Consider the following 25389-nt stretch of genomic DNA (forward strand, 5'->3'; position numbering starts at 1 on the left):
TGTGAAACATTGCAACCTCTGATTCTATTTTTCTTTTTTATAATATTTATAACCTGGTATTATGAAAGTGCTTTCTTTTCATTACCTGGTTGTATACCATGGTATAGCTTAAGCGCTCATTACGGATAACAGACTGCGGAAGATTCCATCTTTCTGGATCAGTTCATCATAATTGCCGCGTTCGATGATGGCGCCTTTGGAAAATACCAGAATTTCATCATATTGTTTTAAGCTGTCTGCTTTTAACTGGTGTACGATATTTAAGATGGTCGTGTCTGACTGCAGGACGGTCTGTTCGATTTTTGCTGCCATGAGGCTGTCAAGACTGGATGTCGCTTCGTCTAAGATCATGACAGGAGTATTGCGGAGGAATGCCCTGGCTATGGCAATGCGCTGTTTTTCTCCGCCGGAGAGATTGGAACCGGATTCCTGTATGGTAAAATCAAGTCCCTTTTCGTTCAGGTAGTCTCCCATACCGGCACGGATTAATGCCTGTTTGATGTTCTCATCCGAATAGCTTTCATAAAGGGAAACATTGTCCCGCAGTGTGCCATCTAACACGACGACATTCTGATGAATGAGTGCAATGCTGCGGTAGAGTTCTTTCTTCTGGATATCGCTGATGCTCTGGCTGCCAAAACGGATCTCTCCTTCAAAATGGTTATAATAATGCATCAGCACATACATAAAGGTACTCTTTCCACTTCCGCTGTTTCCGACGATCGCATATTTTTTGCCAGGTTCAAAAGTTACGCTTAAATTATGTAAGACCTCTTCGCCCTCCTCGTAGGAAAAACGTAGATTTTCCACTGAGATTGGCAGTGCTGTTTTTAACTTTTCCCCATGGTCTGCATCTTTCGGCAGGTTTAAGATATCCGTCACCCGCTTTAAAACCGGCTGGCTTGTCTTATAGTCTGCAAGCAGTTTTGAGATCCACTGGATCGGTGTCTGGATATAGTTCATAAGCTGTATGGTTGCGATCAGGATACCGACCGTAACGTAACCTTTTAAAACTAAAATCCCGGCAATTCCCATCATGCACACATCGATCAGGAAACCGATCCCGCCGGAGATGCTTCTTGACATGTTCTGCGTATTGCGAACGGAAAAATGCGTCCTTTCCACTTCCCAGTTACATTTTTCATAATCGGTAAGGATCTCCCGCTCCACATGATAGCTCTTGATGACCTCATAGCCGTTCCAGATGTTTTTCAGTTTTCCGTTGTACCAGTCAAGCACATGGATGTATGATTTCTGGCGCGCTGAAATCTGTTTTCCAAACAAAAACGGCACGATTAACGGCACCGCACAGAGCAGAATCGCCGAAAATGCCAGCCACGGTTCCATCTGGTACAACGTGACCGTCGCGATCAGAAATGTGAGGATCTGGATCACAATGTTTGGCAGACACAGAAAATATTTTTCATCGAGCATACCGATATCATTGTTTAAGATCGATGTATACTCCGCGCTCTTGTGCAGACGGTAACTGTCGAGATCCGTGCTCACAATACTTTTACAGATGTCTTGTCTCACATCCACTAAGACTTTCTGTGAAAACTTCATCTCAAAATAGGAGCCGACATAGCCGAATGCTGCATAACAGACAACGATCACCACCCCTGCAATGCTCGTATGTAACATTTTTTGTGCATCCATGGCGGACACTGCGTCGATCATTTTCTGCATATAGAGTGCAAATAAAACTGCGGCTATGGTTTTTAGGACAGCGAAAAATACCCACGCCATAAGGTGTACTTTGTGCTTTTTGAAATATTCATTCATTGTTATTCTCCTTGCAGTCCGTATTTACTTGCAAATATTTTTCGCACATCTCTATAACCTGATTTCCATTAATATTTTTTATTCTATCATAGACCATTTTTGCTATTTGGTATTCATTTTTTTCAATTAATATTGTAAATAATTGAAGAAGCTGCTCCTCATCCAATTTATTAATGTATTTTCTTGCTTGTACTAACTTATAGTTATATGAACATAAAATATTCTCAGACTCTATCGTTCCATTTAATGTGAACCGCGAATTTGAGCATCCACCCAAACACATATCCCCATACTTGCACTCACGACACAGCCCTTTCAAATCATCTCTTTTAAAATTTCTATTCCACAAAAATGAATCCTTAGAAAACCATATATCTCGCAATGATCCATCTCTGATATTTCCCTCTATCATTTTCTCATTTCTAATAGAAGTACATCCAACAATATCTCCATTTTGTAAAATACCAACTGATTTTTTTCCTGCCGAACATCCTGCCCAACAAGTATTCTGTTGCATACAAATTTGTTTTTTGTTGTAATAGCCTATTCCATCTGTCAGATGTATCTCTAATTGTCCTTCTTTCTTTTTATACGCAAAATCAATTATTTGTTCAATCATCCCTGGTTCAACAAATAATGTTTGTTGTTTAAGGAAATTACCCATTGGAAGTGTGATCTGTAGCTGCCAGAAATCAACCCCTATCTCCGAAAAGATATCATACATTTCGTCTAATTCTTCAATATTTTCATTGTTGATAGTAGTGGCTACCATTGTCTGTACACCATGATATTTTAATTTTTTTAACGCCAATAAATCTTTTTCAAAAGATCCCTCTTTTCTTATTTTATCATGAGTCTCTTTTACACCATCAATACTTATTGCACAAATTGCAATTCCAGCCTGTTTTATTTTTTCTACTAAATCATCCTCCACAAACCACCCATTAGAAATTATGTTTGTGTAAATTCCAGCTTTACTTAATTTTTCCGCAATCGCATACCAATCTTTTTTTGTAGTTGGTTCTCCTCCTGTAAGTGTAACAAATTTTACTCCCATATTGATCAACTCATCACAAACATGTAAACATTCCTTCGTCGTCATTTCATCCAAATACGGTTGCGCACATGAAGAACCACAATGTTGACATCTCATATTACAACCATGGGTCATTTCCCAAACAGCATATTCTAATTGATATTCTATTCTACTATTTTCCATTTCACATTCTCCTTATTTTTTTATATAAAAAATGTCTGAGCATAGAACCTTTTCTTCTACGCTCAGGCATTTTTACACACTATTTCTGTACAAATATTTACATATTTTTTTGTTGTTCATTCTGCGCAGATCTGCATACACCATAATCAACAGCATAACCTGACGCTGCTGCCTTGCTCTGCAATTGATTAAATTCTGATACAGAAACATATTCATCAAGTCCTAATCTTTCCATTACCTTTTCTAAATCTCTCATGGCATTCCTTCCTTTCATATTTTATATATCAACACTTAATAAGTGCTAATAACTTTTTTACTGTAAATCACCTGTTGCAAAAAGACCATGTCAAAACCGGAAAAAAATTTTTTCTGGTTTTGACATGGTCTTTTTATAATATCTATAACATAATATATTTAAAATCTCAGATATGAGGTACATACATATGAAAAAAATATTACATTCCTTTCTCTTAATATTATGTCTCTTCACAATAAATACCAATCATTCTTTTTCTTTGATTGTTAATTCCTACACGCTTATCGCTGACAAGAGCTACCCTATCATCGATACCTATAGCTTGGATTATTCTATCTTCTCCCCAAACATTGTTTCATAAAGATCAGAAAACACCTTTTTATCTAATTCACCACTTGCTGCGGCGCTTACAAAATATGCCTGCTTATACTTTTTACGGCAATATTCTGCCTTTTCTTCTCCCTCCATTCCACTTTCAATCATCTCATTCATATTCCATGCCATTTCCCCTAAAACAAATGTCATTATCGGTGCATTTGCATATTTTCTCACTTTTGGCAAAATATATTCACATAATTCCATGGAATACCGATAGTTTCCAACTGCCCCATAATACTTTGAAAGATTTGCAGCAATACTAAGTTCTTCGATCTCCCATTCTGCCATATATCCTTCCCGCAGGCTGCGCAGCAGCATTTCACAGATTTTTATACTTTTAGGATACTCATCTATTCTGCCATATGCCACAGCCAGCCGCTTTAAAAGTGTAATCTCCTGTTCCCGGAAAGGATATATCACATCACTGTCAAGAAATTTTTTATACTGTGGTACAACTTCTTCTGCAAGCTCTTCTAATGCTTCCACAAGCTGTTCTGCTGTAATGCGCTGCATATAATAATCCAAAAAAGTACTTTCCCGGCGGATATATCTTTGTGTAGATGCGTCTTTTCCAACAAGTTTTTTCATCTGCTCCATATAAAAGTCTGCTTTTTCAAAATCATGCTTTGCCATAGCATCCTCAAAATATTCTCTTTCCTGTATCAGTTCCATATCCCTGCTGACACACACTGCATAATTTTTTTCTGTGATCTGGTACATTTTCTCCATAAGTTGCCGATATGTATCACTTTTCACTTTATGTTTTCCGTTTTCAATTCTGGAAAGTGTTTCTACAGAACAGACACCCTCACTTAATTCTTCCTGTGTCATTTTCTTTGCAATTCTTGAAAGCCGTATCATATCACCAACATTATAATTTCCCATATGGCACCTCTTTCTACACTCTGTCACCCGTCGTTTTTATTTTTTGCACCAGTTCCACATTGTCCATGACAAGTGCCGTATAATAAGCCATCGTAAGTTCCACCTGACATTGTTTTTGATATTCCTGCTGCATGTCCTTGTTTCTCTGCATCAGCTCTTTTAACAGTCCTGCCTTCTTAAAATGCAATTCTGCCAGCCCACGCATCGTTCTGCTTTCTTTTACCAGTGTTAATGCCTGTTCAATATATTCCAGTTCCTTTTGTGCATCTCCTTTTTCTTCCTGTATGCTGGCAAGTTCTTTCAGAATGGACATTTCAGCCTGTTCCTTGATTTTTTTCGAATCATACTTTCTTGTAAAAAGCAGCATTCTTTTCAATTCTGCCTCTTTCCATGAAATATCTTCCGAAAACTGAATCAGCCCCAAAAAAAGTTTTATCTCCATTTCACTGTATAAATCAGAAGTATTTTTCCTCTTTCCAAAAAAAGGTTTTGTCAAAAGTATCGCCTCATTTAATACAGCCTTGATTTCTTCTTTTGATGCACCACGTTTCTGTAACAGTTCTGCCTTTCCCCAGAGATAATATTGTTCATGAAGCACTTGTTTTTTTGGCATTACACTTTGATAACTCTGTAACAGTTTCTCCGCTGTATCCAGATTTTTCTCTTCTAAATTCCGATGGATATCTTTTCGTAACCGGAACAAGTTGTAATCTTTCTCATTCAATAACAATTCAAATTCAAGAACCTGCTTTCCTATTCTTGACAACAATGTCGCACTGACTAATGAATCCACCTCACGATATCCCTCTTCAATCCGGAACATCGTTGCTGGTGAACAAATTCCTTCACAAACCTGTGTCATGGACAATCCATACTTCTCCCGATAATACGACAATGCAATCCCTACCGTATTTAATTTCATCTTCTGCCCCTCTAAAACTTTTCTGTCAGGCAGCAGAATATAAATTCCATAAATATTCTACTCCTATAAAGAAAAACCTGTTATGTTTTCTCATCCACACATAACAGGCTTTCTGGTACTACACTTATTTCTCCATTGCTTCTTCCGGTTTCTCCACTGCGGAAATCGCAGCTTTCTGCATCGGGATACGGCAGTTCTTGTTATTACCGAACTCAACGATCACGGTATCATCTGCGATATCGATCACAGTACCGTAAAATCCGCTTGTTGTCAGTACGGTATCGCCGACTGCAAGTTCGGACAGCATTGCATTTTTCTTCTTTGCTTCTTTCTGCTGCGGACGGATCATGAAAAAGTACATGAAACCAAATAAAACTACTAACCAGATAATCATACCGCCCCAGCCTGCTGCTGTGGATGCGGATGAAGTGGATGCTAAAATTGACATCTTCTCAGTTCCTCCTAAATTTAATAGACATTACAATACATAATACACAAAATAGGCTTTTTAGACAAGCACTTTGCCAAATTTTATGATTAATTTATTTTTAGCCATTCTGTTTTTCTTTCTCGCGGTTGATCTGTCCCATACCGTACAGCTTTTCTTCCTTATAAGAATGGAATCTGCCTTCATCGATGGCATCGCGGATCTCTTCCATCATTGTATTGTAAAAATACAGATTGTGGAGCACGCAGAGTCTCATACCAAGCATTTCTTTTGCTTTTAACAGGTGGCGCACATATGCCCTGCTGTAACGGCGGCAGGTCGGACAGCCGCAGCCTTCCTCGATCGGGCGCATGTCTTTTTCATATTTCTGATTAAAAAGATTGATCTTTCCCTGATTGGTGTATACATGACCGTGACGTCCGTTTCTGGTCGGATATACGCAGTCAAAGAAATCAACGCCGCGCTCTACGCCTTCTAAGATATTTGCCGGAGTACCGACGCCCATCAGATAGGTCGGTTTGTGAAGCGGCAGATAAGGGACTGTCTCGTCTAAAATATGGTACATCTCCTCATGTGTTTCACCGACTGCAAGTCCGCCGACTGCATATCCGTCTAAATCCAGCTCAGCGATACGTTTTGCATGATCGATACGGATATCCGAATAGATAGCGCCCTGATTGATTCCAAATAACATCTGATGACAGTTGACCGTTCCCTCCTCGGAGTTTAGCTGCTGCATTTTTGTTTTACAGCGCTCTAACCATCTGGTTGTACGCGCCACGGAAGCCTCCACATAACTTCTGTCTGCAAGTGCGGGAGCACATTCATCAAACGCCATTGCGATCGTAGAACCAAGGTTCGATTGGATCTGCATGCTCTCTTCCGGTCCCATGAAAATTTTTGCACCGTCAATGTGGGAATGGAAATAAACTCCCTCCTCCTTGATCTTGCGCAGCCCGGCAAGGGAAAATACCTGAAATCCGCCGGAGTCCGTAAGAATCGGACGGTTCCAGGACATGAATTTGTGAAGTCCGCCAACTTCGCGGATCAGCTTGTCTCCAGTGCGGACGTGCAGGTGGTAGGTGTTTGACAGTTCTACCTGACATTTGATCTGCTCTAAGTCCTCAGTGGATACAGCTCCTTTGATGGCAGCAACAGTGCCGACATTCATGAATACCGGGGTTTGTATATCACCGTGGACGGTGTGAAGGATGCCGCGTTTGGCACGGCCTTCCTGTTTTAGTAGTTCGTACATTGTTTATAATCTCCTTTTTCCTTGTTGTTTTTATGTATAAAATGGGGGCGAATTTATTTTTTTGTGGAGTTTCGCTTTGGTTATTTTTACTTGTATGAAAATATCGTCTTGCAGCAGATATTTTCCATATTCTTTGAGCATTATCTGTTTTTACCAGATAACATATCCAGCAGCTCAAAATAATTCTCAAATGTTTTGCGGCAGCAGGATGGGTTATCTATCACGATTCCATCCACCTTTAAACCTAAGAGGGCAAATGACATTGCAACACGGTGATCTTCATAAGTGGATATGATTCCCGGTGCCGGAGTACCCGGCTTAATCGTTATGGCATCCGGTTCTTCGGTACATATGATCCCGCGCTTTGTCAGTTCCTCTGACATGGCATGAAGGCGGTCACATTCCTGTCCGCGGATATGTCCGATGTGAGTTATATGCACATCGGAGTTACAAAACGGTGCGATCGCAGCAAGGGTAAGTGCCTGATCTGAAAAGTCATTCATATCTATGTCGATTCCTTTTAATTGTCCTTCCGCTGGTCCGGTCACTTCGATTCCATCCGTTTTTTCTGTGACAGTACAGCCCATCTGTGTGAGCACATCTAAAAACTTCATATCTCCCTGGCTGTTATCCGGATGCACATGTTTTACAAGTGCCCTGCCGCCTGTGATCGCGGCTGCTGCATAAAAATAACATGCGGCTGAGACATCCGGTTCGATCTGGTAATGCTTTTTCTGATATATGGCTTTCGGTTCTACACAATAATTTTTTCCGTCATATTTTACTTCCACACCCGCGTCCGCTAACATTTTTCTTGTGATGCGGATATAGGAACCATCTGTTTTCTTACTTGTGATGTGGATGTCTAATCCCTGCTGTACCATCGGAGAGATCAGTAGAAGCGCACTTAAAAACTGGGTACTCTTGCTGATATCAAGATCTAAGCGTAACGGTTTTTGTTCTGCCTGTAACTGATCATTATAAGCATCCTGCTTTGTATCTGCCTGTGACTGGTCTGTATCATGATTCTGCAATACAATATCCTCATTCTCTGCAGTCACATGATCTCTGTCTGCTTTTTGATTTCTCCTGCCACAGATCTGTACCGGCAGATGACCTTCTTTTTCCAGATAAGTGATCTTTGCTCCAACTCCCATAAGCAGAGAAAATAACTCCTCCATCGGTCTCTTTTTCATCTGCTCCGATGCCTCGATCGTATATTCCCCATCTGAAAATCCAAGCATTGCCGTCAGGAAACGTGCGGCTGTCCCGGCACTTCCGACATTGATCACTGCCTGTTTCTTTGAAATATCCCCGCCACAGCCCAAAACAGTAACCTTTTTTTTCTGCTCATTGATATCTACCGTAAATCCCAGTGACACCAGACTCTCCAGAAAGTGTCTCGAATCATCGGAAAATAAAACACCGTCTAACTTCACTTCACCATCCGATAAAGCCGCCATCAAAAGTGCACGGTTCGTCATACTCTTCGATCCCGGCACCTCCACCATCCAGTCGACCGGTTTATCCAGTTTTTTTACCCTGTATTGTTTATCCATATATTTCATCCCTGTAATCTGATTTCCTGTCAATAAACGCTTTTCCCATTTTAACATATTCCTGTTGTCACGAAAAGAGAAATCTTTTATAATGATAAATACAAATAAACATTTTCAGGAGGAATATTTCATGGCTGGTTCATCATTTGGCACGATTTTTAGGATTACAACATGGGGCGAATCCCACGGGAAGGGACTCGGCGTTGTGGTAGATGGATGTCCGGCTGGTCTGCCTCTTGATGAAAATGACATCCAGAAGTTTTTAAACCGCAGGAAACCTGGACAGTCAAAATTCACTACCCCCCGGAAGGAAGATGACGCTGTCGAGATTTTATCCGGTGTGTTCGAGGGAAAAACGACCGGCACACCGATTTCCCTTGTCGTATATAATCAGAATCAGAAATCAAAAGATTACAATGAGATCGCATCCTATTACCGTCCGGGGCATGCAGATTATACATTTGACCAGAAATACGGTTTTCGTGATTACCGGGGCGGCGGACGTTCCTCCGGCCGTGAAACGATCGGACGCGTTGCAGCCGGTGCGATCGCCGTTAAAATATTAAACCAGCTTGGCATCACATTTTTGACCTACACACGTTCCATCGGACCAATCTGTATCGCAGCGCAGAATTTTGATGCCACACAGATCAATGAAAATCCGCTTTATATGCCGGATGCCGATGCCGCAGAAAATGCAGAAAATTATTTAAATGCCTGCATTGCAGAACAGAATTCCTCCGGCGGTGTTGTGGAATGTATCATTCAGGGTGTTCCTGCCGGAATCGGTGATCCTGTGTTTGAAAAGTTAAATGCAAATCTCGCAAAAGCAGTCATGTCGATCGGTGCGGTAAAGGGATTTGAAATCGGTGACGGTTTTGATGTTGCAAAGGCAACCGGAAAAAATAACAACGATGCTTTCCGCATCGCTGCTGATGGGAAAACAGTCAAAACGACCAACCATGCCGGCGGTATTTTAGGTGGAATGAGTGATGGAAGTGATATTATACTGCGCGCTGCGATCAAACCTACCCCTTCTATCGCTGCTACCCAGCAGACTGTCAATAAAAACGGTGAAGAAATTGATGTGAGCATCAAAGGACGCCATGATCCGATCATCGTACCGCGCGCCGTGGTCGTTGTGGAGTCCATGGCTGCCATAACATTAGTGGATGCTCTTTTTACAAATATGAGTGCAAAAATGAATAACCTTGAACAGTTTTATAAAAATCTGTAGAAGAATTTTAGCGGCACAGACTGTTACATACAATCTTAGGGCTATCAGGAATTATATTTTAAATTATTCTGACCATCCAAAAAACTGCCGGTTCACACCTATATGTTTCAGAAATTTCAGACACATATCAGTGTGAACCGGCAGTTTTTGCAGCTGTAATAAAGTACAGCCAATTATTTTTATGTAAGTAAACTAAGTATCATCTGGGCAGTCTCTGTCAGTCCCGTCCCGTTATCCATACTTCTCTTTTGCATATATCGGTGAGCTTCTTCTTCTGTCAGGTTATTGCGCTCCATCAAAAGTGCTTTTGCTTCATTGATCAGATTTATTTCCTCCTCCGACCGTTCCTTTGGCTTCTGCCTTGCTTTCTTCCGCCTGCGTGTGACCTTGTATTCCATCATTTCAACGGTCTGGAGCAACTCATTGATTTTAAGCGGCGTCGACAAGCAGACTAGATTTTCCACATCACGCTCACCACAGTTTCCCGGTGAAGCCACGAGCAGCATTTCAAACTGAGAGGGGAGATAATCATGTAATTCCGTATACATCATGTCCACAAAACGATAACCGCACACCATGATCCCGCCTTCTAACTCATTTGCATTCTGCAAAGCCTGGGCACCTGTTGTGCAGATGGCATCCACGTGATGTCCGTTCTGCATCAGGATCTTTTTGATATTACGCGCGGTATCCTGTTTTGGGAATGCAACGATAATATTTGTCAAATCTTTTCCCCTTCATTCCTATCTCAGATTTTATACAGATAATTATTGATTTCCCAATCGGATACCTGTGCACGGTAATCTGCCCATTCCGATTTTTTGGCTTCAATATATTTTTCCGTCGCGTGTCTGCCCAACACATTCTGTAAATATTCGTCCTTTTCAAATTCTGCAAGTGCCTCTCCAAGGTCAGCCGGAAGTTCTTCGATTCCCAGTTTATTTTTCTGGGATAAACGCATCTCAAAAACGTTTTCCGTCACTGCTGCCGGTGGCTCAATCTGATTCCGGATACCATCAAGTCCTGCCTGTAAACATACTGCAAGTGTCAAATACGGATTGGCTGCGGAATCCGGGCATCTGAGCTCCACCCTCGTGCCTTCTCCTCTGGTAACCGGAATACGGATCAGCGGGCTGCGGTTTGTCACAGACCATGCAATATAGATTGGTGCCTCATACCCAGGTACCAGGCGCTTATAAGAATTGACCAACGGATTTGTGATCGCCGCCATTCCTTTCATGTGCTTCATCAGTCCACCGATAAACCAGTATGCTTCTTTGCTGAGTCCTAACTCGCCGTCCGGATCGTCAAAAATATTTTTTCCATTCTTGGAAAGAGACATATTCACATGCATGCCGGAACCGTTAATGCCAAATTTCGGCTTTGGCATAAAACTTGCAAACATACCATGACGTTTTGCAATCGTTTTGACTGCCAGTTTAAATGTCATAATATTATCTGCGGTCTTAACCACCTCATCATAACGGAAATCAATCTCATGCTGTGCCGGTGCCACCTCATGATGGGAAGCCTCGATCTCATATCCCATATCCTCTAATGTCAATACCATATCACGTCTTGCATTCTCACCAAGATCGATCGGTCCAAGATCAAAATATCCTGCACGCTCTGTGCTTATCGTTGTCGGCTGTCCATCCTCATCCTGATTGAAAAGGAAAAACTCACATTCCGGTCCGACATCAAAACGATATCCCATCTGCGTTGCATCTTCCACTGCTTTCTTTAATATATAACGCGGATCTCCCTCAAAAGGTTTTCTATCCGATGTATAAACATCACAGATGATCCTTGCAACCTTTCCCTGCTGCGGACGCCATGGGAATATTACAAAAGTGTCAAGATCCGGATACAGATACATATCTGACTCCTCGATCCGGACAAATCCCTCAATGGATGAACCGTCAAACATGCATTCATTATTCAATGCTTTCTCTAACTGGCTGGATGTGATCGCAACATTTTTTAAAGTTCCAAACATATCCGTAAACTGCAGACGGATAAATTCCACATCCTCTTCCTCTACCATATTAAATATATCCTGTTTCGTATATCTGCTCATCTAAAAAATCACTCCTATTCTAATTGACATTTTTTCTGATTATAATACCTTTTACAGATCAGACTTTTCTAAAAACTTCTCTGACAAAACCAGCAGTTTTCATGCTCTTATATAATGCAGCACTTTCTCATAAGCCATCGGTCCGCCGAATAAATCAAGTGCACTGCCGATAGTCACATTCAATCTGTCTTTCCCTAATTCTTTTAATTCCCGAAGATCTTCAAAACTGCCGACACCGCCTGCATAAGTAACCGGAATTTTCCCCCACTCGCCAAGCAGACGAACCAGTTCTTCTTCAATCCCTTTTGCCTTTCCTTCCACATCCACAGCATGAATCAGAAATTCATCACAATAAGAAGAAAGTTCATCCAGTAATGTGATACTTACTTTTTCATCGGTAAACTTCTGCCAGCGGTCTGTCACTATATAATAGAAATCATCTTTTTTTCTGCAGCTTAGATCAAGTACAAGATGTTCCCTGCCCACTGCATCTTTTAACCGCGCTAAATTTTCATAATTGATCTTTCCTTCCCGGAACACATAAGAAGTGACGATCACATGACTTGCCCCGGCATCTAAAAATTCTTTTGCATTTTCTGCCGTTATGCCACCGCCAATCTGAAGTCCACCCGGATAAGCACCAAGTGCAAGTTCTGCCTGCGCTCTTGTTTCCTTATAATAGGTACTGCTTGCCGGATTCAATAAGATGATATGTCCGCCTTTTATTCCTTCTTTCTGATACAGTTTTGCAAAATACACTGCATCCTGCTCTGCCACATAGTTTTCTGTTGCCTGATCTCCGGCATCCTTTAAACTTCCACCAATGATCTGTTTTACTTTCCCATTGTGGATGTCGATACAGGGACGAAACTCCATAATTTTCCCCCTTTTCTCCCAACCTCTGTTTTTATGACAACTGACCGTACCCTTTATGATCCAGCCTTCAGTCATATATTTAGGTAAAAAATGGGCGACGTATGCCTATCGTCTGACCCCGTCGCCTAAAGTCATCTTAACACACCTTGCAGCATTTGTGAACCATAATTTCTATAAGGTTTTTTTGCACATTTTATTATTATTTCTAATAAATATCCATTTTTTATAAATTCAGGCTTATATCTCATTGACAGAGTATTTTTTTTTTGCTATGATACAGAAACTAATATATCTTTTTCATACAATTCAATAAGAAGAAAGTGAGGAAAATAAAATGGGAACAATTATTGGTGAAGGTATTACTTTTGATGACGTATTATTAGTTCCACAGTATTCAGAAGTTACACCAAACATGATTGATCTGACAACGCATCTTACCAAAAAGGTCGTCTTAAATATTCCTATGATGAGTGCTGCCATGGATACCGTTACAGAACACAGAATGGCCATTGCAATGGCAAGACAGGGCGGTATCGGTATCATCCATAAAAACATGTCAATCCAGGCACAGGCAGACGAGGTAGATAAAGTAAAGCGTTCTGAGAATGGCGTTATCACAGATCCATTTTACCTTTCCCCGGATCATACATTACAGGATGCCGAAGATCTGATGCGCAAATTCCGTATCTCCGGTGTGCCGATCTGCGAGGGTGGCAAATTAGTCGGTATCATCACAAACCGTGATTTAAAATTCGAGACAGATTTTACCAAAAAGATCAGTGAAAGCATGACTTCCGAGAATCTGATCACAGCTCCTGAGGGCATCACCTTAGAGGAAGCAAAAAAGATCCTTGCCAAAGCAAGAAAAGAAAAACTTCCGATCGTAGATAAAGATTTCCACTTAAAAGGACTCATCACGATCAAGGATATTGAAAAACAGATCAAATATCCGCTCTCTGCCAAAGACGAGTTAGGTCGTCTGCTCTGCGGTGCCGGTGTCGGTATCACAGGAAATATGATGGAACGTGTAGAAGCTTTAGTAAAAGCGCACGTGGATGTGATCGTTGTCGATTCCGCACACGGACATTCCAAAAATATCTTAGAGGCAGTAAAAAAGATCAAAGCTACCTATCCGGATCTTCAGGTTATCGCAGGAAACGTTGCTACCGGTGATGCAACACGCGATCTGATCAAAGCAGGCGCTGACGCTGTCAAAGTTGGTATCGGACCTGGTTCTATCTGTACCACCCGTATCGTTGCAGGTATCGGTGTTCCTCAGGTTTCCGCTATTATGGACTGCTACAATGCAGCCAAAGAATTTGGTGTTCCGATCATTGCTGACGGCGGTATCAAATATTCCGGAGATATGACAAAAGCTCTCGCCGCAGGTGCTAACGTATGTATGATGGGTAGTATGTTTGCAGGATGTGACGAAGCTCCTGGTACATTCGAACTGTATCAGGGAAGAAAATACAAAGTATACCGTGGCATGGGATCACTTGCAGCCATGGAAAATGGCAGCAAAGACCGTTACTTCCAGGAAGGTGCAAAAAAGCTTGTTCCGGAAGGCGTGGAAGGACGTGTTGCTTATAAAGGATCTGTAGAAGACACTGTATTCCAGTTAGTCGGTGGTATCCGTTCCGGTATGGGTTACTGTGGCTGCCCAACCATCGAAGACTTAAAAGAAAAGAGTAAATTTGTTAAAATTTCCGCAGCTGCTCTCCGTGAAAGCCATCCGCATGACATTCACATCACGAAAGAAGCTCCGAATTACAGTATTGACGAATAATCCTCTTTCCGATATAATATATGGTAACTTTCAATCATTCCGGCGCTATTTATGCTATAGTGCCGGAAAATTTTATATTTTGATGAGGTGAATTTTCGTGGACGCAAGTGCCATATCACAGATTATTTTTCTAATTATTTTATTGATTCTCTCTGCTTTTTTTTCATCCGCAGAGACAGCTCTTACGACCGTAAATAAAATCCGGATGCGTACACTCGCAGATGACGGAAACAGACGCGCCGAACGGGTACTTCGTATTACAGACGACTCCCACAAGATGCTCAGTGCGATCTTAATCGGCAACAATATCGTCAATCTCTCTGCCTCTTCACTGGCAACCACGCTTGCAATCAAGCTCTGGGGCAGCGTCGGCGCAGGTATTGCAACCGGTATCCTTACATTTCTGATCCTTGTATTTGGTGAGATTTCCCCAAAAACTTTTGCAACACTTTACGCAGATCAGATTTCAATCGCTTATTCCGGTATCATTGATTTTCTTATGAAAATACTGACTCCGGTCATTTTCCTTGTAAACTGGTTTTCCATGGGCTTTTTATTTCTGCTGCATATAGATCCAAAGGCAAACAACAATCAGATGACAGAGGAAGAACTCCGTACCATCGTGGATGTCAGCAAAGAAAACGGTGTCATCGAATCCGAAGAGCATGAAATGATCAATAACCTGTTTGATTTTGGTGATGCACAGGCAAAAGAGGTCATGGTTCCAAGACCTGATATGACTTTTGCAAATGTAAATAATACTTACGACGAACTGATCGATATTTTTCAGGAAGACAAATTTACCAGACTTCCTGTCTATGAGGATACGACCGATAACGTCATCGGTATCCTGAACATGAAAGATCTTCTCCTCTGCAAGGACAAGGAGCATTTTTCCGTGCGGGATATCATGCGTGAACCTTATTTTACTTTTGAGCATAAAAATACCGCAGAATTATTTATGGAAATGCGTAAATCCTCCATCTCCCTTGCCATCGTCCTTGACGAGTACGGTGCAACTGCCGGTCTTATCACGCTTGAGGACCTCTTAGAGGAGATTGTGGGTGAGATCCGTGATGAATACGACACCGATGAGGAAGATCCGATCCTGCCGCTTAACGACCGTGAATTTATCGTTTCCGGTTCCACAAACCTGCAGGATCTCTGCGATGAGCTAGATCTTAATTTCAGTTCCGAAGATTACGATACGATCGGTGGATATCTGCTCGGTCTCTTAGATCATCTGCCGGAAAAAAATGAGATCATCATCACAGATGACAATGTGCTTCTCCGCGTCGAACAGATGGATAAAAACCGGATCGAGAAAGTCTACATAAAAAAACCGGATTTTCCACCGGATGAGACGGAAAAACAATAATTTCTTACCATAAAAAAACCGGTCTTTTCTTATCAGATTTAACTGATTTGAAAGACCGGTTTTTTCATTCATAGGAAATTATGTTCTATAATCTTATTCAATATCGCACAGATCACTTCCTGCCTCCGAACGGAACCGGAATGTATCTTCTACTCCATGATAAGAAATAGAAAAACTTCCCTCCATATCCAGATATGACTGTGCAGCCGCAATCGCATCTAAAAACTCTGCGATGTTTTCCAGAAAACCTTCTGCACATTCCGGCGAGCTGCACTCTTCTTCCTCAATCTTTTCATCAATATACAGGCGAAGTGTAAAATCATCCATATCGCTCTCATTGTCCACTTCCGCTTTCTGTAAATAGGAATTGGTGCAATTCTTAAACAGATTTCTTACATAGGATGCCGTAGAAGAAATTCGTGACTGCGAAATATCCTCCGCCTCTAAATATATCTTGTAACTGATTTTTAAACTATTGTCTGCCATTTTTTCTTTCTCCCGTTTTTTATTTATACTTATATCGCATTTTGTAAAATGGATCGGTATATCCTTTGCTATTTCTTTGTGGTGACTGCTTTTACCTTAGACCAGCCCGAATAGATCTTTTTTGATTTTCCATTCACTTTTACAGTCTTATAGGTGCGGATGCGTATGTAATATTTCTTTTTTGCTTTTAATTTTGAAACGTCCAGTTTTACCTTTTTGGTATTATTGACGTTCTTTGTCACAACCGATTTTTTGAATTTCGCATCCACTGCATACTGGATCTGGTAACCGCTTGTCTGTTTTGCCTGCTTCTTCCATGACACAGTAAATGCCTTTTTCTTTGCTTTCACCCCGGAAATCACAGTGCCTTTAGGAACGATCTGGAATGTCTTTTGATATTTTCCACTATACTTCCCTTTCATCACAATGGTGACGGTATAAATACCGGCATTTTTTCGTCCAGACGGTTTCTTTACCTTATAATCCGTTCCTTCTTTTAATTTCTTGCCAGCAGTATTTGTCACTTTTATAGTCGGCATATGTGCCTTTCCATCATAAGCATATGTGGTTTTTGAAAGCTGGATTTTCTTTACGTCCAAATAAGTGCCCACCGTTTCCGTCTTTCCACAGACACTGCACTTACGTTTTATTTTTCCACTTTCTTTGTACTCGTTCCATTGATGCCCGGTTGCGGGGATCACATTCTGTGCCGTCAGCACTTTTCCACAAACACTACAGTGATTTCCCTCTGTCAGTCCGGTTGTCTCACAAGCTGCCTCCACTGCAGCATCCGTAACCGGTACATGTCCTGCAGCCGGGATGACAGTCTGTTCTGTCAGTACTTTTTCACAGACACTGCAATGACTTCCTTCTGTCAGTCCGGTTGTCTCACAAGCTGCCGCTACCGCGTCATCTGTAACCGGTGTATGTCCTGTGGCTGGGATGACAGTCTGCTCAACCAGTACTTTTCCGCAGACACGGCAATGGCTTCCTTCCGTAATACCGGCGGTTTCACAAGCAGCTGCCACCTCAGGATCTATCTCAACTGTATGTCCTGTGGCTAGGATTTCTTCCATATAACCATTTCCGCAGATCGTACAGGTATACTCTCTTGTTCCGGCTTTTTCACAGGCTGCATCTGCAAGTATACTTGCATTGTAATTATGCAGACATTTTGTGACCACAGCACTGTTGTGTTTGCCATCTTCCATGGCAGCTGCTTTTATCACCGGATATTCGGAGCTGTTCCATAAAAAATCCGATTGATATAACATCCGCGTACCGGATGTCACCGGATTACTTTTATCTGTGGTATAATAGATTTCTGCCTCCTTATTATAACAGGACATTCCTATCTTTGATCCACTTGCATTTTCGTTCACAGATATCCATGGGCTGCCAACACTATCCATTTCTGTTGCAGGCAGATATCCTTCCCAATAGCTTTCCTCCGCATGATGTTTTTTAGAATAACTGCTGGATGTGTCATAATAATCATCATTCCGCAGAAAATAGATATATCCAACGTTATCGCTTCCGTTATCATCCCAGGTACAGTCGACATTATACCAGTTATTTTCCAACTTTATCTTATTCCACTCATGATCAAAACTAGTCACTGCCACGGTATCAATACCGGTTCCATTGCACATCATCTCAAATGTCTGGGCATATCCTGCACATACCGTCTTATTCGTACATAAAACACTGTATACGGACTGTGAATATTCTGTATTTTCTGTTGCAAAATCGCTATTTACAAGATCATGATTATATTCAACCTTTTGAATGATCAGATCATGTATGGTTTGTACTTTTTCGTCCTCTGTGCTGCATTCATCAATCTGTTTCTGCCAGGTGTCAACCTGCGCTTTTACTTTTTCAGTTTCCTCCATCCGGTCTGCACCCTTGCCAAACGCAGGATAAATACCAAATATCATAGAAACTTTTTTGTTTGAGTATGTAATTGTATAAATCGTCGCATTTAAAAAATAATATTGTGGTTTTGAATACCGAAACATCCGCAATACCTTTTTTTGCTTTTCCTTTTCAAGAGTGCTTCCCGATATCGCCTTCATCCGGTACGTTCCCGTATTCGTTGTCACTGCATCCGTTTCTGTCGTCAGATATTTTTCACATATGGCATCCAGATCATCCCAGTATTTTTTTTCCTCATCCGATAACTGTTCATAAAAATAATCACTTCCATACTTTTCCCAGTCATCGGCAGATATACCTGTCATCCGAAGCAATGACTGTTCCGCAACGTCATCTTCCTCTACAGACTCATAATCCTCATCATCTGCTTCTTCTGTTTTTTCTTCAAACGAAAAACGACCGACCGGTAATTCTGTATCTGTCAGAATTTCATCCGCATAAATGCTGTTACCATCCCCGGAAAACAAAAATGTCAGACTGCAAAAAACCACCGCCAATATTCCTGTTTTAAATTTTGTTCTTTTCATATGCATCCCTATTCTTACTCGTATCAAATATTGTTTTCATACCGTCCCAGTTTATCATGCAGCATTTTACCCAGACTAAAAACCGCTTCTTTCTCACTGGCACTCCACGTTCATTATACCTTCCTCTCCGTCATCAAACAAGTCTTATCCCTTGTATCTTTTGTATTTTTCCACAATCTTTTCTGTCAGGATTCTTCGATCAACTCCGAAAGCGGCGCAAATGTGTATCCCATTTCTTCCCATTTTGTCAGCAGCTCATCTAAAATCTCTCCATTCGTCTTTGAAGTGCTGTGCAATAAAACGATTGCTCCCGGATGGATTCTCGTCAGCAATTTATCAAATGCCTCTTCCTTCGTCGGCTGATCATCAACATTCCAGTCCACATAGGCAAGGCTCCAGAAAAATGTATGGTATCCAAGTTCTTTTGCCATCTCAAGGTTTTTTGTACTGTATTTTCCCTGTGGCGGGCGGTAATATTTTATCATTTCTTTGCCTGTGACTGTCTGGTACAATGACGCGACATCATCCATCTCTTTCTGAAACGAGGTCATGTCTGATATTGATGACATATCTGGATGATGATAAGTATGATTGCCGACAGCATGCCCTTCTGCCTCCATACGTTTTACAATATCCGGTGCACTCTCAAGAAAATGTCCCACAACAAAAAATGTCGCTTTTGCATTATGCTTTTTTAAAGCATCCAAAATCGGCTCTGTATTTCCATTTTCATAGCCGCAGTCAAATGTCAGATAAATAACATTTTTACTTTTATCTCCCACATACCACGCGTTGTATTTTTTTAATTCATCTGCCGTCACATTGCCGGTCGGCTGGGTTCCCTCCGCTCCAAAGCCCAGTCCCCAGTTATCTGCCTGATTCTGGACAGACACTGTCTCCACTGTTTTTTTCATCTGCTGTTTCTGCAGCGAACCTGCGCCCCAGCCTAAAAAGAACATAAAAACAAACAGTGCCGTCACTTTTAAAATTTTCTTTTTGTTATGGTTCATGTTTTTCCCTTCCATCCCGATTATTGATATTGCATAACATCTACGCATCGCTATCATGCATGAATGCTATACTTTACAATATTTCTTTTTGTATTCTATGTGGGAAGGCGCATGTACCATGCCCGGAAATATTGATCCCTGTATAAAAAACAAAGAGCCTGACATTTCTGTCAGACCCTCCGGGTAAATCCATCTTAAAAATAAATGGTTGGATAACGCTTTTTCTCCGGTTTCCATTATTGTAACCTGATATTTTTTTTCCTGTTCAGGCTGATTAATCCATATATCGAATTGTTCCTGATATTCCTGCAAATTTTCTGCTACATAATCAGGACATAAATATCCACCGTTTTTACACCTTTTTTAACATTGTATACAACGATAAATAAGAATTTCCTTTGTAATAAGCTAATCCATTATTCCAAACTATAATCCTGTTACTTTTATACATATTATCAATTGCCTTATTCAATTCACCTTTTGCATATCCACAACCTATTACATTCTGATACATAGCCGGATAATCAATAGAATTTTTTAAATTTGAATAACTTGCATATATTTGCCCATTATATCCGCAATCTCTTAAAAATTCAATTAATAAATCTCCATGTTTTATTTTCTTACCATGTACCACAGCATTTTTTTCAATTACATTATCATATTTTCCACTTACATATGTATCTATTATACCAACGCTATCATCACATAAACAAAAAAGTACTGTATACTGACATTTTTATTTTTGTCACATACAGTACTTTTCTTATCTGTATTCTTTTAAAAATTCTCTGCTCAGACTGCAATGCAAATCTTTTCTTTGCCCTTACTCATAGCGCAATGCATCGATGACTTCCATCTTTGAAGCCTTGTTCGCCGGATAATATCCGAAAAATACACCGGTCAGCATAGAGAAGAACAGTGAAAGCATGATCGCCGTTACAGAAGGATGCACCGTCATAATAATATAATTTGCATACTGAGAGTACATATTCTGAATGACAAATCCTGCCACTTTTCCAAGCAGTGCCCCGATTCCTATACCAATCAGTATACCGATGATACCTCCGATCAGACAAAGCATGATCGCCTCTATGACAAACTGCATACGGATGGTACGTCTTTTGGCACCAAGCGCCATACGGACACCGATCTCTCTTGTACGCTCCGTGATGGACACCAGCATGATATTCATAACGCCGACACCACCCACGATCAGTGAAATCGCTGCAATACCGGAAACCGCGATCGTGATCACGTTGAGTACCGTATTGATCATGCCAAGATCAGATGCCATATTGTATGCACTGACGTGGAAATTTTTGTTGTTTGCATACATCTCATCAAAATAAGATAAAACATCCGTTGTTGCCTGATTGACATCTGCAAGAGGATCGATCATAAGATTAAAATAATCATAACCAGTCCTGTCAGTCCCCTGCAGTTTAAAACAGGTCTGAAGAGGGATCATCAATTCTGTTACACGGTCTTTTTCCGGTATGGACGTGTCCACTTTTCCAAATAATGCTTGGTTATATACATAAACGCCAACTACAACAAAATCAAAAATTCCGCCATCCGATGTTGCAACAGAAAGTGTTTCACCGATCGGATCTTTACCTGCAAAGTATCTCTCTGCCATCGTATCTGCAATCAGGCATACTCTCTTTTTCCCCTGATTATCTGCCTTTGTCAGATTTCTTCCGGCATGCATTTCCAGTTTCATATACTCTAAATATTCCGGTGTGATACCATCAATATTGACATTTGCATAATTCTTGGAATCAGCATCATCTTTAATGGTTCCTGAACCAAGATAGTTCTGTGCTGCAACACCTGTTACCTCATCCGGATATTTTTCAATCAATCCATCGATCATATCCTGTGTAACATAATCACTGTCTGTCATCTCCGGCTGTTCCCAGGTAGCCCAGTCCTCATCATTTTCCGGATAACGTGCTTCCACATACGCCTGTACCATATTTCCGCCAAGGGAATTCATGGTTGCCGTCAGTGTACTCTGGATAGAACCACCGATCGTTGTGATAATGATCACTGAGCTGATACCGATGATGATTCCGAGCATTGTTAACAGGGAACGCATCTTATTGCTGGAAATACTCGTGACCGCCTCTTTGATATTTTCCCAAAACATTAATGCTCACCTCCATTATCTGCCACGATCTGTCCATCTAACAGAGTAACGATACGCTCTGTCTCCTGCGCAAGTTCCTGGGAGTGTGTGATCAGAACAATTGTTTTTCCCTGCTCCTCATGAAGCTTATGGAATAAGTCCATGACCATATGACCTGTCTTCGAATCGAGTGCTCCGGTCGGCTCATCTGCAAGAATGATCGCCGGATCATTGATCATGGCACGGGCGATCGCAACACGCTGTTTCTGACCACCGGAAAGTTCGTTTGGTCTGTGATCCGCACGGTCTTCCATTCCTACCATTTTGAGCATTTCCATGGCATGTTCTTTTCCGTTTTTGGAATGTTCCTCTCCATATAGTAATGGAACCATAACATTTTTTAATGCATTGGCTCTCGGAAGGAGATTAAAGTTCTGAAATACAAAACCAATCCTGCGGTTTCTGATCGCACTCCGTACTTCATCCGACATTCCATTGACATCCTGTCCCTCCAGATAATAATCTCCCTGTGTCTGGCGGTCGAGGACTCCTATAATATTCATAAGTGTACTCTTACCGGAACCGGATTCACCGACAATGGAAACAAATTCCCCTTTATTTACGGTAAGGTTGATTCCATGTAAAATTTCAAGTTCATTTGGTTTTCCCAAATAATATGTCTTAACGATATTTTCCATTCGGATTACTGGTTCACTCACTACTCATTTCCCTCCACGCTGGTGCTCATACCTTCTGCATCTGAGGTTTCATCTGTAGATGCGCCTGTTCCCATATCCTGCTCGGAATACATCTGTTCCGGTGTAAACTGCTGTCCTTCTGTCACCGTTCCGGAGTAATCATAAATTAATTTATCTCCTTCTGCCAGATCTCCACCGGTTACTTCCGTATAGTAATCTACTTCTTCACCAACTGTGATATTCTTCTTCACCGCTGTAGCAGAACCGTCTGCATTTGCCTCTGCAACAAGTACGTATGTATTTCCGTCATCATCCGTCTTGACAAGATCATAAGGAATCGCTAATACTTCACCTTTTTCCTTGATCATGACTTTTGCTTTTACTTCCATACCGACAAGTAATTCTTTGTTATCTAAAGATATCTCTACGGAATATCCTCCGGATGTTGTCTGTCCGTCAGATCCCGTGGACTGTCCTTTGACACGTACCACTCTGGTCACAGTTCCATTAATGGTCTCATCTCCCATGGCATCCGCTGTTACAGTTGCTTTCATTCCCTCTTCAATCTTTAAAATATCAGCTTCTTCCACAGTTGCCACCATTTTTAAAGAACTGGTATCTTCGATCGTTACAAGTGGTGTTTTTGAATCTGCATTAACATCTCCGACAGAAACATTGACTGCTGTCACAACTCCACCGCAAGGTGCTGTAATATTGCAATCTTCTAACTGTTCTTTTAAATCTGTCAGTTTATCTTTGGAAGATGAATCCGATCCTTTATACTTGTCAAGTTCTACCGCACGCTGTGCATCCTCGATCGTACGGTTCGTGGTCTCTAATACTTTCTGGTAATCTTCCTCAGCAGTAGTAACTGCTTTCTGTGCAGCTAACAAAGACTGAAATTCTGCATCCGATTTATCTTCACTCTTATCCCACATAATACTCTGTGCGTTATAAGCATCCTTTGCATCATCAATTGCTTTCTGTGCAGCTGCAAGCTGTGTCTGCTGATCTTCTTTTGCACGACTGACTGTTTCTGCTGTCTGCTGTGAATTAATACTGTCTGTCGCATTTGTATCAGACATATTTTTTTCGAGATCCGCAATCTGATCCTGAATCGTAGAGGAATCTAATGTACATAATACATCTCCCTCTTTTACAATATCTCCGACCTGAACATTAACTGCTGTGATTTCTGCTAACGCTTTTGAAGTTGCATTATTCTTCGTGATACCCGATACAGTACCTTTTAATGAAATCGTATCAGATAAATCTCTCTTCTGTACCGGCTCCACCTCTACTGTATTGACTGCTGTTGCTACCTGGCTTGTCATTTTCTTTACTGAACTTCCAATGATCGCAGCTACAACGACCAGAACCACAAGCACAATAATAACTACTTTTTTCTTTCCCTTTTTCGGTTTTGTCTTGTCACCCATTTTTATTTCTCCCTTTTCTTAAATCGATTTACGGTGATTGTATCATTATCCTTTCGCCAAAAAAAGGCACTTAAGCAAATATTAAGAAATCTTAAGTTTTCCATCCGTAAATCTTTCATTTTTGTATTACTGTAATAATACAGTAATCTCATTTGAGTGTCAAGACATTTTATTATTTTGGTATATTTTTATATACCAGAAATCTGGTATTTATTGAAATTTTCCATTTTCCCTCATCTTATCCCGAAAGTAAATCATCATTTCCCTCGTCAGACTAAGACCCTCCGGATCGTCCGGGACATCCTGGAAATCAACCCATTCTGCACATGCAAGTTCTTCCTCATCCAGTCTTATCGCATCTCCCGCATCATCCAGTTCACAAAAATAGCCAAGAAGCAGATTACTGTCAAATCCCCACGGCTGACTTTTGTAATAGCGTATATTTTTTACGGAAAGACCTACTTCTTCCTTCACTTCTCTTGCTACTGTCTCCTCGGCAGTTTCACCAATTTCCGTAAATCCTGCGATCAGTGCATACCGTTTATATTCACGGTTTGCATATTTTGTCATGAGGATCTTTCTGCCGTTTGTCACACCGACGATCACAGCCGGCGCAATTTTCGGGAAAACCATATTGTTACATTCCGGGCAGGAAAGCATTCTGAGCTTTTCGCTATGTACCAGTCTGTGTCCACACCTTCCACAATAGACATTATCGCGGTACCAGACATACAGATGCCATGCGGTCGCTGCAGCAAGTACCTGCTCTTTTGGCTGCATGGTACGCGTTTCAAACATTTTATAATATGCAAATCCCGGCACTTCTATCCCCTCTCCCGGATCTGTCAGAAAATAATCATCCTCCCCGATGGAAAAAAGATAAACACATGCCGGAATTTTCTTTTTCATTTCACAGCAGATTTCCGAAAGTTCTCCATATGTCAGATAACACATTTCTTCTCCATTTTTTACAAAAATACGGTTTTCTTTAAAAATCATAAGAAAACTTTTATCCTGCGGTACTTTTTTTTGATATTCATTACTAAGATGCATTGGGAAAATATCCTGAATCATGTCTGTTCTCCTTTAT

Annotated in this window: 22 protein-coding genes; 3 read left to right on the forward strand and 19 right to left on the reverse strand. The window is 41.0% G+C overall.

Features of this window, described 5'->3' with window-relative positions; translation table 11 throughout:
- Positions 1-108 precede the first annotated feature (108 nt).
- The 8 genes from H8S51_RS12835 to H8S51_RS12870 form a co-directional block, all read right to left on the reverse strand.
- Positions 109-1785 (reverse strand): ABC transporter ATP-binding protein, encoded by a 1677-nt coding sequence (locus tag H8S51_RS12835; RefSeq protein ID WP_117919641.1) that lies wholly within the window; start codon positions 1783-1785, stop codon positions 109-111.
- A complete protein-coding gene (locus H8S51_RS12840) occupies positions 1778-3004 on the reverse strand; it encodes a radical SAM/SPASM domain-containing protein (protein ID WP_117919639.1) in 1227 nt (408 codons plus the stop codon). Before H8S51_RS12840 ends, H8S51_RS12835 begins: the two co-directional genes overlap by 8 nt.
- A 97-nt stretch (positions 3005-3101) precedes the next feature.
- On the reverse strand, positions 3102-3260 hold the full coding sequence (locus H8S51_RS12845; RefSeq protein WP_015520182.1) for a hypothetical protein: 159 nt from the start codon (positions 3258-3260) through the stop codon (positions 3102-3104).
- Between the two features lie 327 nt (positions 3261-3587).
- Entirely contained in the window at positions 3588-4523 is a 936-nt protein-coding gene (locus H8S51_RS12850; protein WP_015520180.1) for a helix-turn-helix domain-containing protein, read from the reverse strand.
- Positions 4524-4536: 13 nt separating this feature from the next.
- Positions 4537-5445: a hypothetical protein gene (locus H8S51_RS12855; protein ID WP_186899115.1), complete on the reverse strand. Its 909-nt coding sequence runs from the start codon at positions 5443-5445 to the stop codon at positions 4537-4539.
- Positions 5446-5569: 124 nt separating this feature from the next.
- Positions 5570-5893: a preprotein translocase subunit YajC gene (gene yajC / locus H8S51_RS12860; protein WP_015520178.1), complete on the reverse strand. Its 324-nt coding sequence runs from the start codon at positions 5891-5893 to the stop codon at positions 5570-5572.
- Between the two features lie 100 nt (positions 5894-5993).
- Complete coding sequence (gene tgt, locus H8S51_RS12865) at positions 5994-7148, reverse strand: tRNA guanosine(34) transglycosylase Tgt (RefSeq protein WP_118209177.1); 1155 nt, start codon at positions 7146-7148, stop codon at positions 5994-5996.
- Positions 7149-7288: 140 nt separating this feature from the next.
- Positions 7289-8707: a 3-phosphoshikimate 1-carboxyvinyltransferase gene (locus H8S51_RS12870; RefSeq protein ID WP_186899114.1), complete on the reverse strand. Its 1419-nt coding sequence runs from the start codon at positions 8705-8707 to the stop codon at positions 7289-7291.
- A gap of 130 nt (positions 8708-8837) precedes the next feature.
- On the opposite strand from H8S51_RS12870, the gene aroC reads away from it, so the two are divergent.
- Positions 8838-9944, forward strand: coding sequence for a chorismate synthase (gene aroC / locus H8S51_RS12875; RefSeq protein WP_186899113.1), 1107 nt, complete (start codon positions 8838-8840; stop codon positions 9942-9944).
- Positions 9945-10123: 179 nt separating this feature from the next.
- On the opposite strand, the gene H8S51_RS12880 is transcribed toward aroC, so the two are convergent.
- From H8S51_RS12880 to hisA, 3 genes are all read right to left on the reverse strand, one after another.
- On the reverse strand, positions 10124-10669 hold the full coding sequence (locus tag H8S51_RS12880) for an ANTAR domain-containing response regulator (protein WP_118597467.1): 546 nt from the start codon (positions 10667-10669) through the stop codon (positions 10124-10126).
- Between the two features lie 23 nt (positions 10670-10692).
- Complete coding sequence (gene glnA / locus H8S51_RS12885) at positions 10693-12024, reverse strand: type I glutamate--ammonia ligase (RefSeq protein ID WP_117919628.1); 1332 nt, start codon at positions 12022-12024, stop codon at positions 10693-10695.
- A 99-nt stretch (positions 12025-12123) separates the two neighbouring features.
- Positions 12124-12900 carry a phosphoribosylformimino-5-aminoimidazole carboxamide ribotide isomerase gene (gene hisA / locus H8S51_RS12890; protein WP_186899112.1) on the reverse strand — a complete coding sequence of 259 codons (777 nt, stop codon included), beginning with the start codon at positions 12898-12900 and terminating at the stop codon, positions 12124-12126.
- Positions 12901-13234: 334 nt separating this feature from the next.
- Here hisA and guaB point away from each other — a divergent pair, with 334 nt between their 5' ends.
- Both guaB and H8S51_RS12900 read left to right on the forward strand, forming a co-directional pair.
- The gene (guaB, locus tag H8S51_RS12895) at positions 13235-14689 is read left to right on the forward strand and encodes an IMP dehydrogenase (protein ID WP_186899111.1); all 1455 of its coding nucleotides are present in this window, start codon (positions 13235-13237) and stop codon (positions 14687-14689) included.
- Positions 14690-14786: 97 nt separating this feature from the next.
- Positions 14787-16067, forward strand: coding sequence for an HlyC/CorC family transporter (locus tag H8S51_RS12900; protein ID WP_118597461.1), 1281 nt, complete (start codon positions 14787-14789; stop codon positions 16065-16067).
- Between the two features lie 93 nt (positions 16068-16160).
- Here H8S51_RS12900 and H8S51_RS12905 read toward each other — a convergent pair whose 3' ends face one another.
- From H8S51_RS12905 to nudC, 8 genes are all read right to left on the reverse strand, one after another.
- Entirely contained in the window at positions 16161-16553 is a 393-nt protein-coding gene (locus tag H8S51_RS12905; protein WP_118597459.1) for a hypothetical protein, read from the reverse strand.
- 68 nt (positions 16554-16621) lie between these two features.
- The gene (locus H8S51_RS12910; RefSeq protein WP_186899110.1) at positions 16622-19018 is read right to left on the reverse strand and encodes an FN3 associated domain-containing protein; all 2397 of its coding nucleotides are present in this window, start codon (positions 19016-19018) and stop codon (positions 16622-16624) included.
- Positions 19019-19203: 185 nt separating this feature from the next.
- Entirely contained in the window at positions 19204-20028 is an 825-nt protein-coding gene (locus tag H8S51_RS12915; RefSeq protein ID WP_055193032.1) for a polysaccharide deacetylase family protein, read from the reverse strand.
- Between the two features lie 352 nt (positions 20029-20380).
- On the reverse strand, positions 20381-20665 hold the full coding sequence (locus H8S51_RS12920) for a hypothetical protein (protein ID WP_117919614.1): 285 nt from the start codon (positions 20663-20665) through the stop codon (positions 20381-20383).
- Positions 20666-20854: 189 nt separating this feature from the next.
- Positions 20855-22183: an ABC transporter permease gene (locus tag H8S51_RS12925; protein ID WP_117919612.1), complete on the reverse strand. Its 1329-nt coding sequence runs from the start codon at positions 22181-22183 to the stop codon at positions 20855-20857.
- Positions 22183-22860 carry an ABC transporter ATP-binding protein gene (locus H8S51_RS12930; protein ID WP_006857048.1) on the reverse strand — a complete coding sequence of 226 codons (678 nt, stop codon included), beginning with the start codon at positions 22858-22860 and terminating at the stop codon, positions 22183-22185. Before H8S51_RS12930 ends, H8S51_RS12925 begins: the two co-directional genes overlap by 1 nt.
- Before the next feature lie 20 nt (positions 22861-22880).
- On the reverse strand, positions 22881-24299 hold the full coding sequence (locus tag H8S51_RS12935) for an efflux RND transporter periplasmic adaptor subunit (protein WP_015560046.1): 1419 nt from the start codon (positions 24297-24299) through the stop codon (positions 22881-22883).
- Between the two features lie 210 nt (positions 24300-24509).
- Positions 24510-25373: an NAD(+) diphosphatase gene (nudC, locus tag H8S51_RS12940; RefSeq protein WP_117919610.1), complete on the reverse strand. Its 864-nt coding sequence runs from the start codon at positions 25371-25373 to the stop codon at positions 24510-24512.
- Positions 25374-25389: the final 16 nt, after the last annotated feature.

The organism is Roseburia rectibacter, from assembly GCF_014287515.2.
Classification (GTDB): domain Bacteria; phylum Bacillota; class Clostridia; order Lachnospirales; family Lachnospiraceae; genus Roseburia; species Roseburia rectibacter.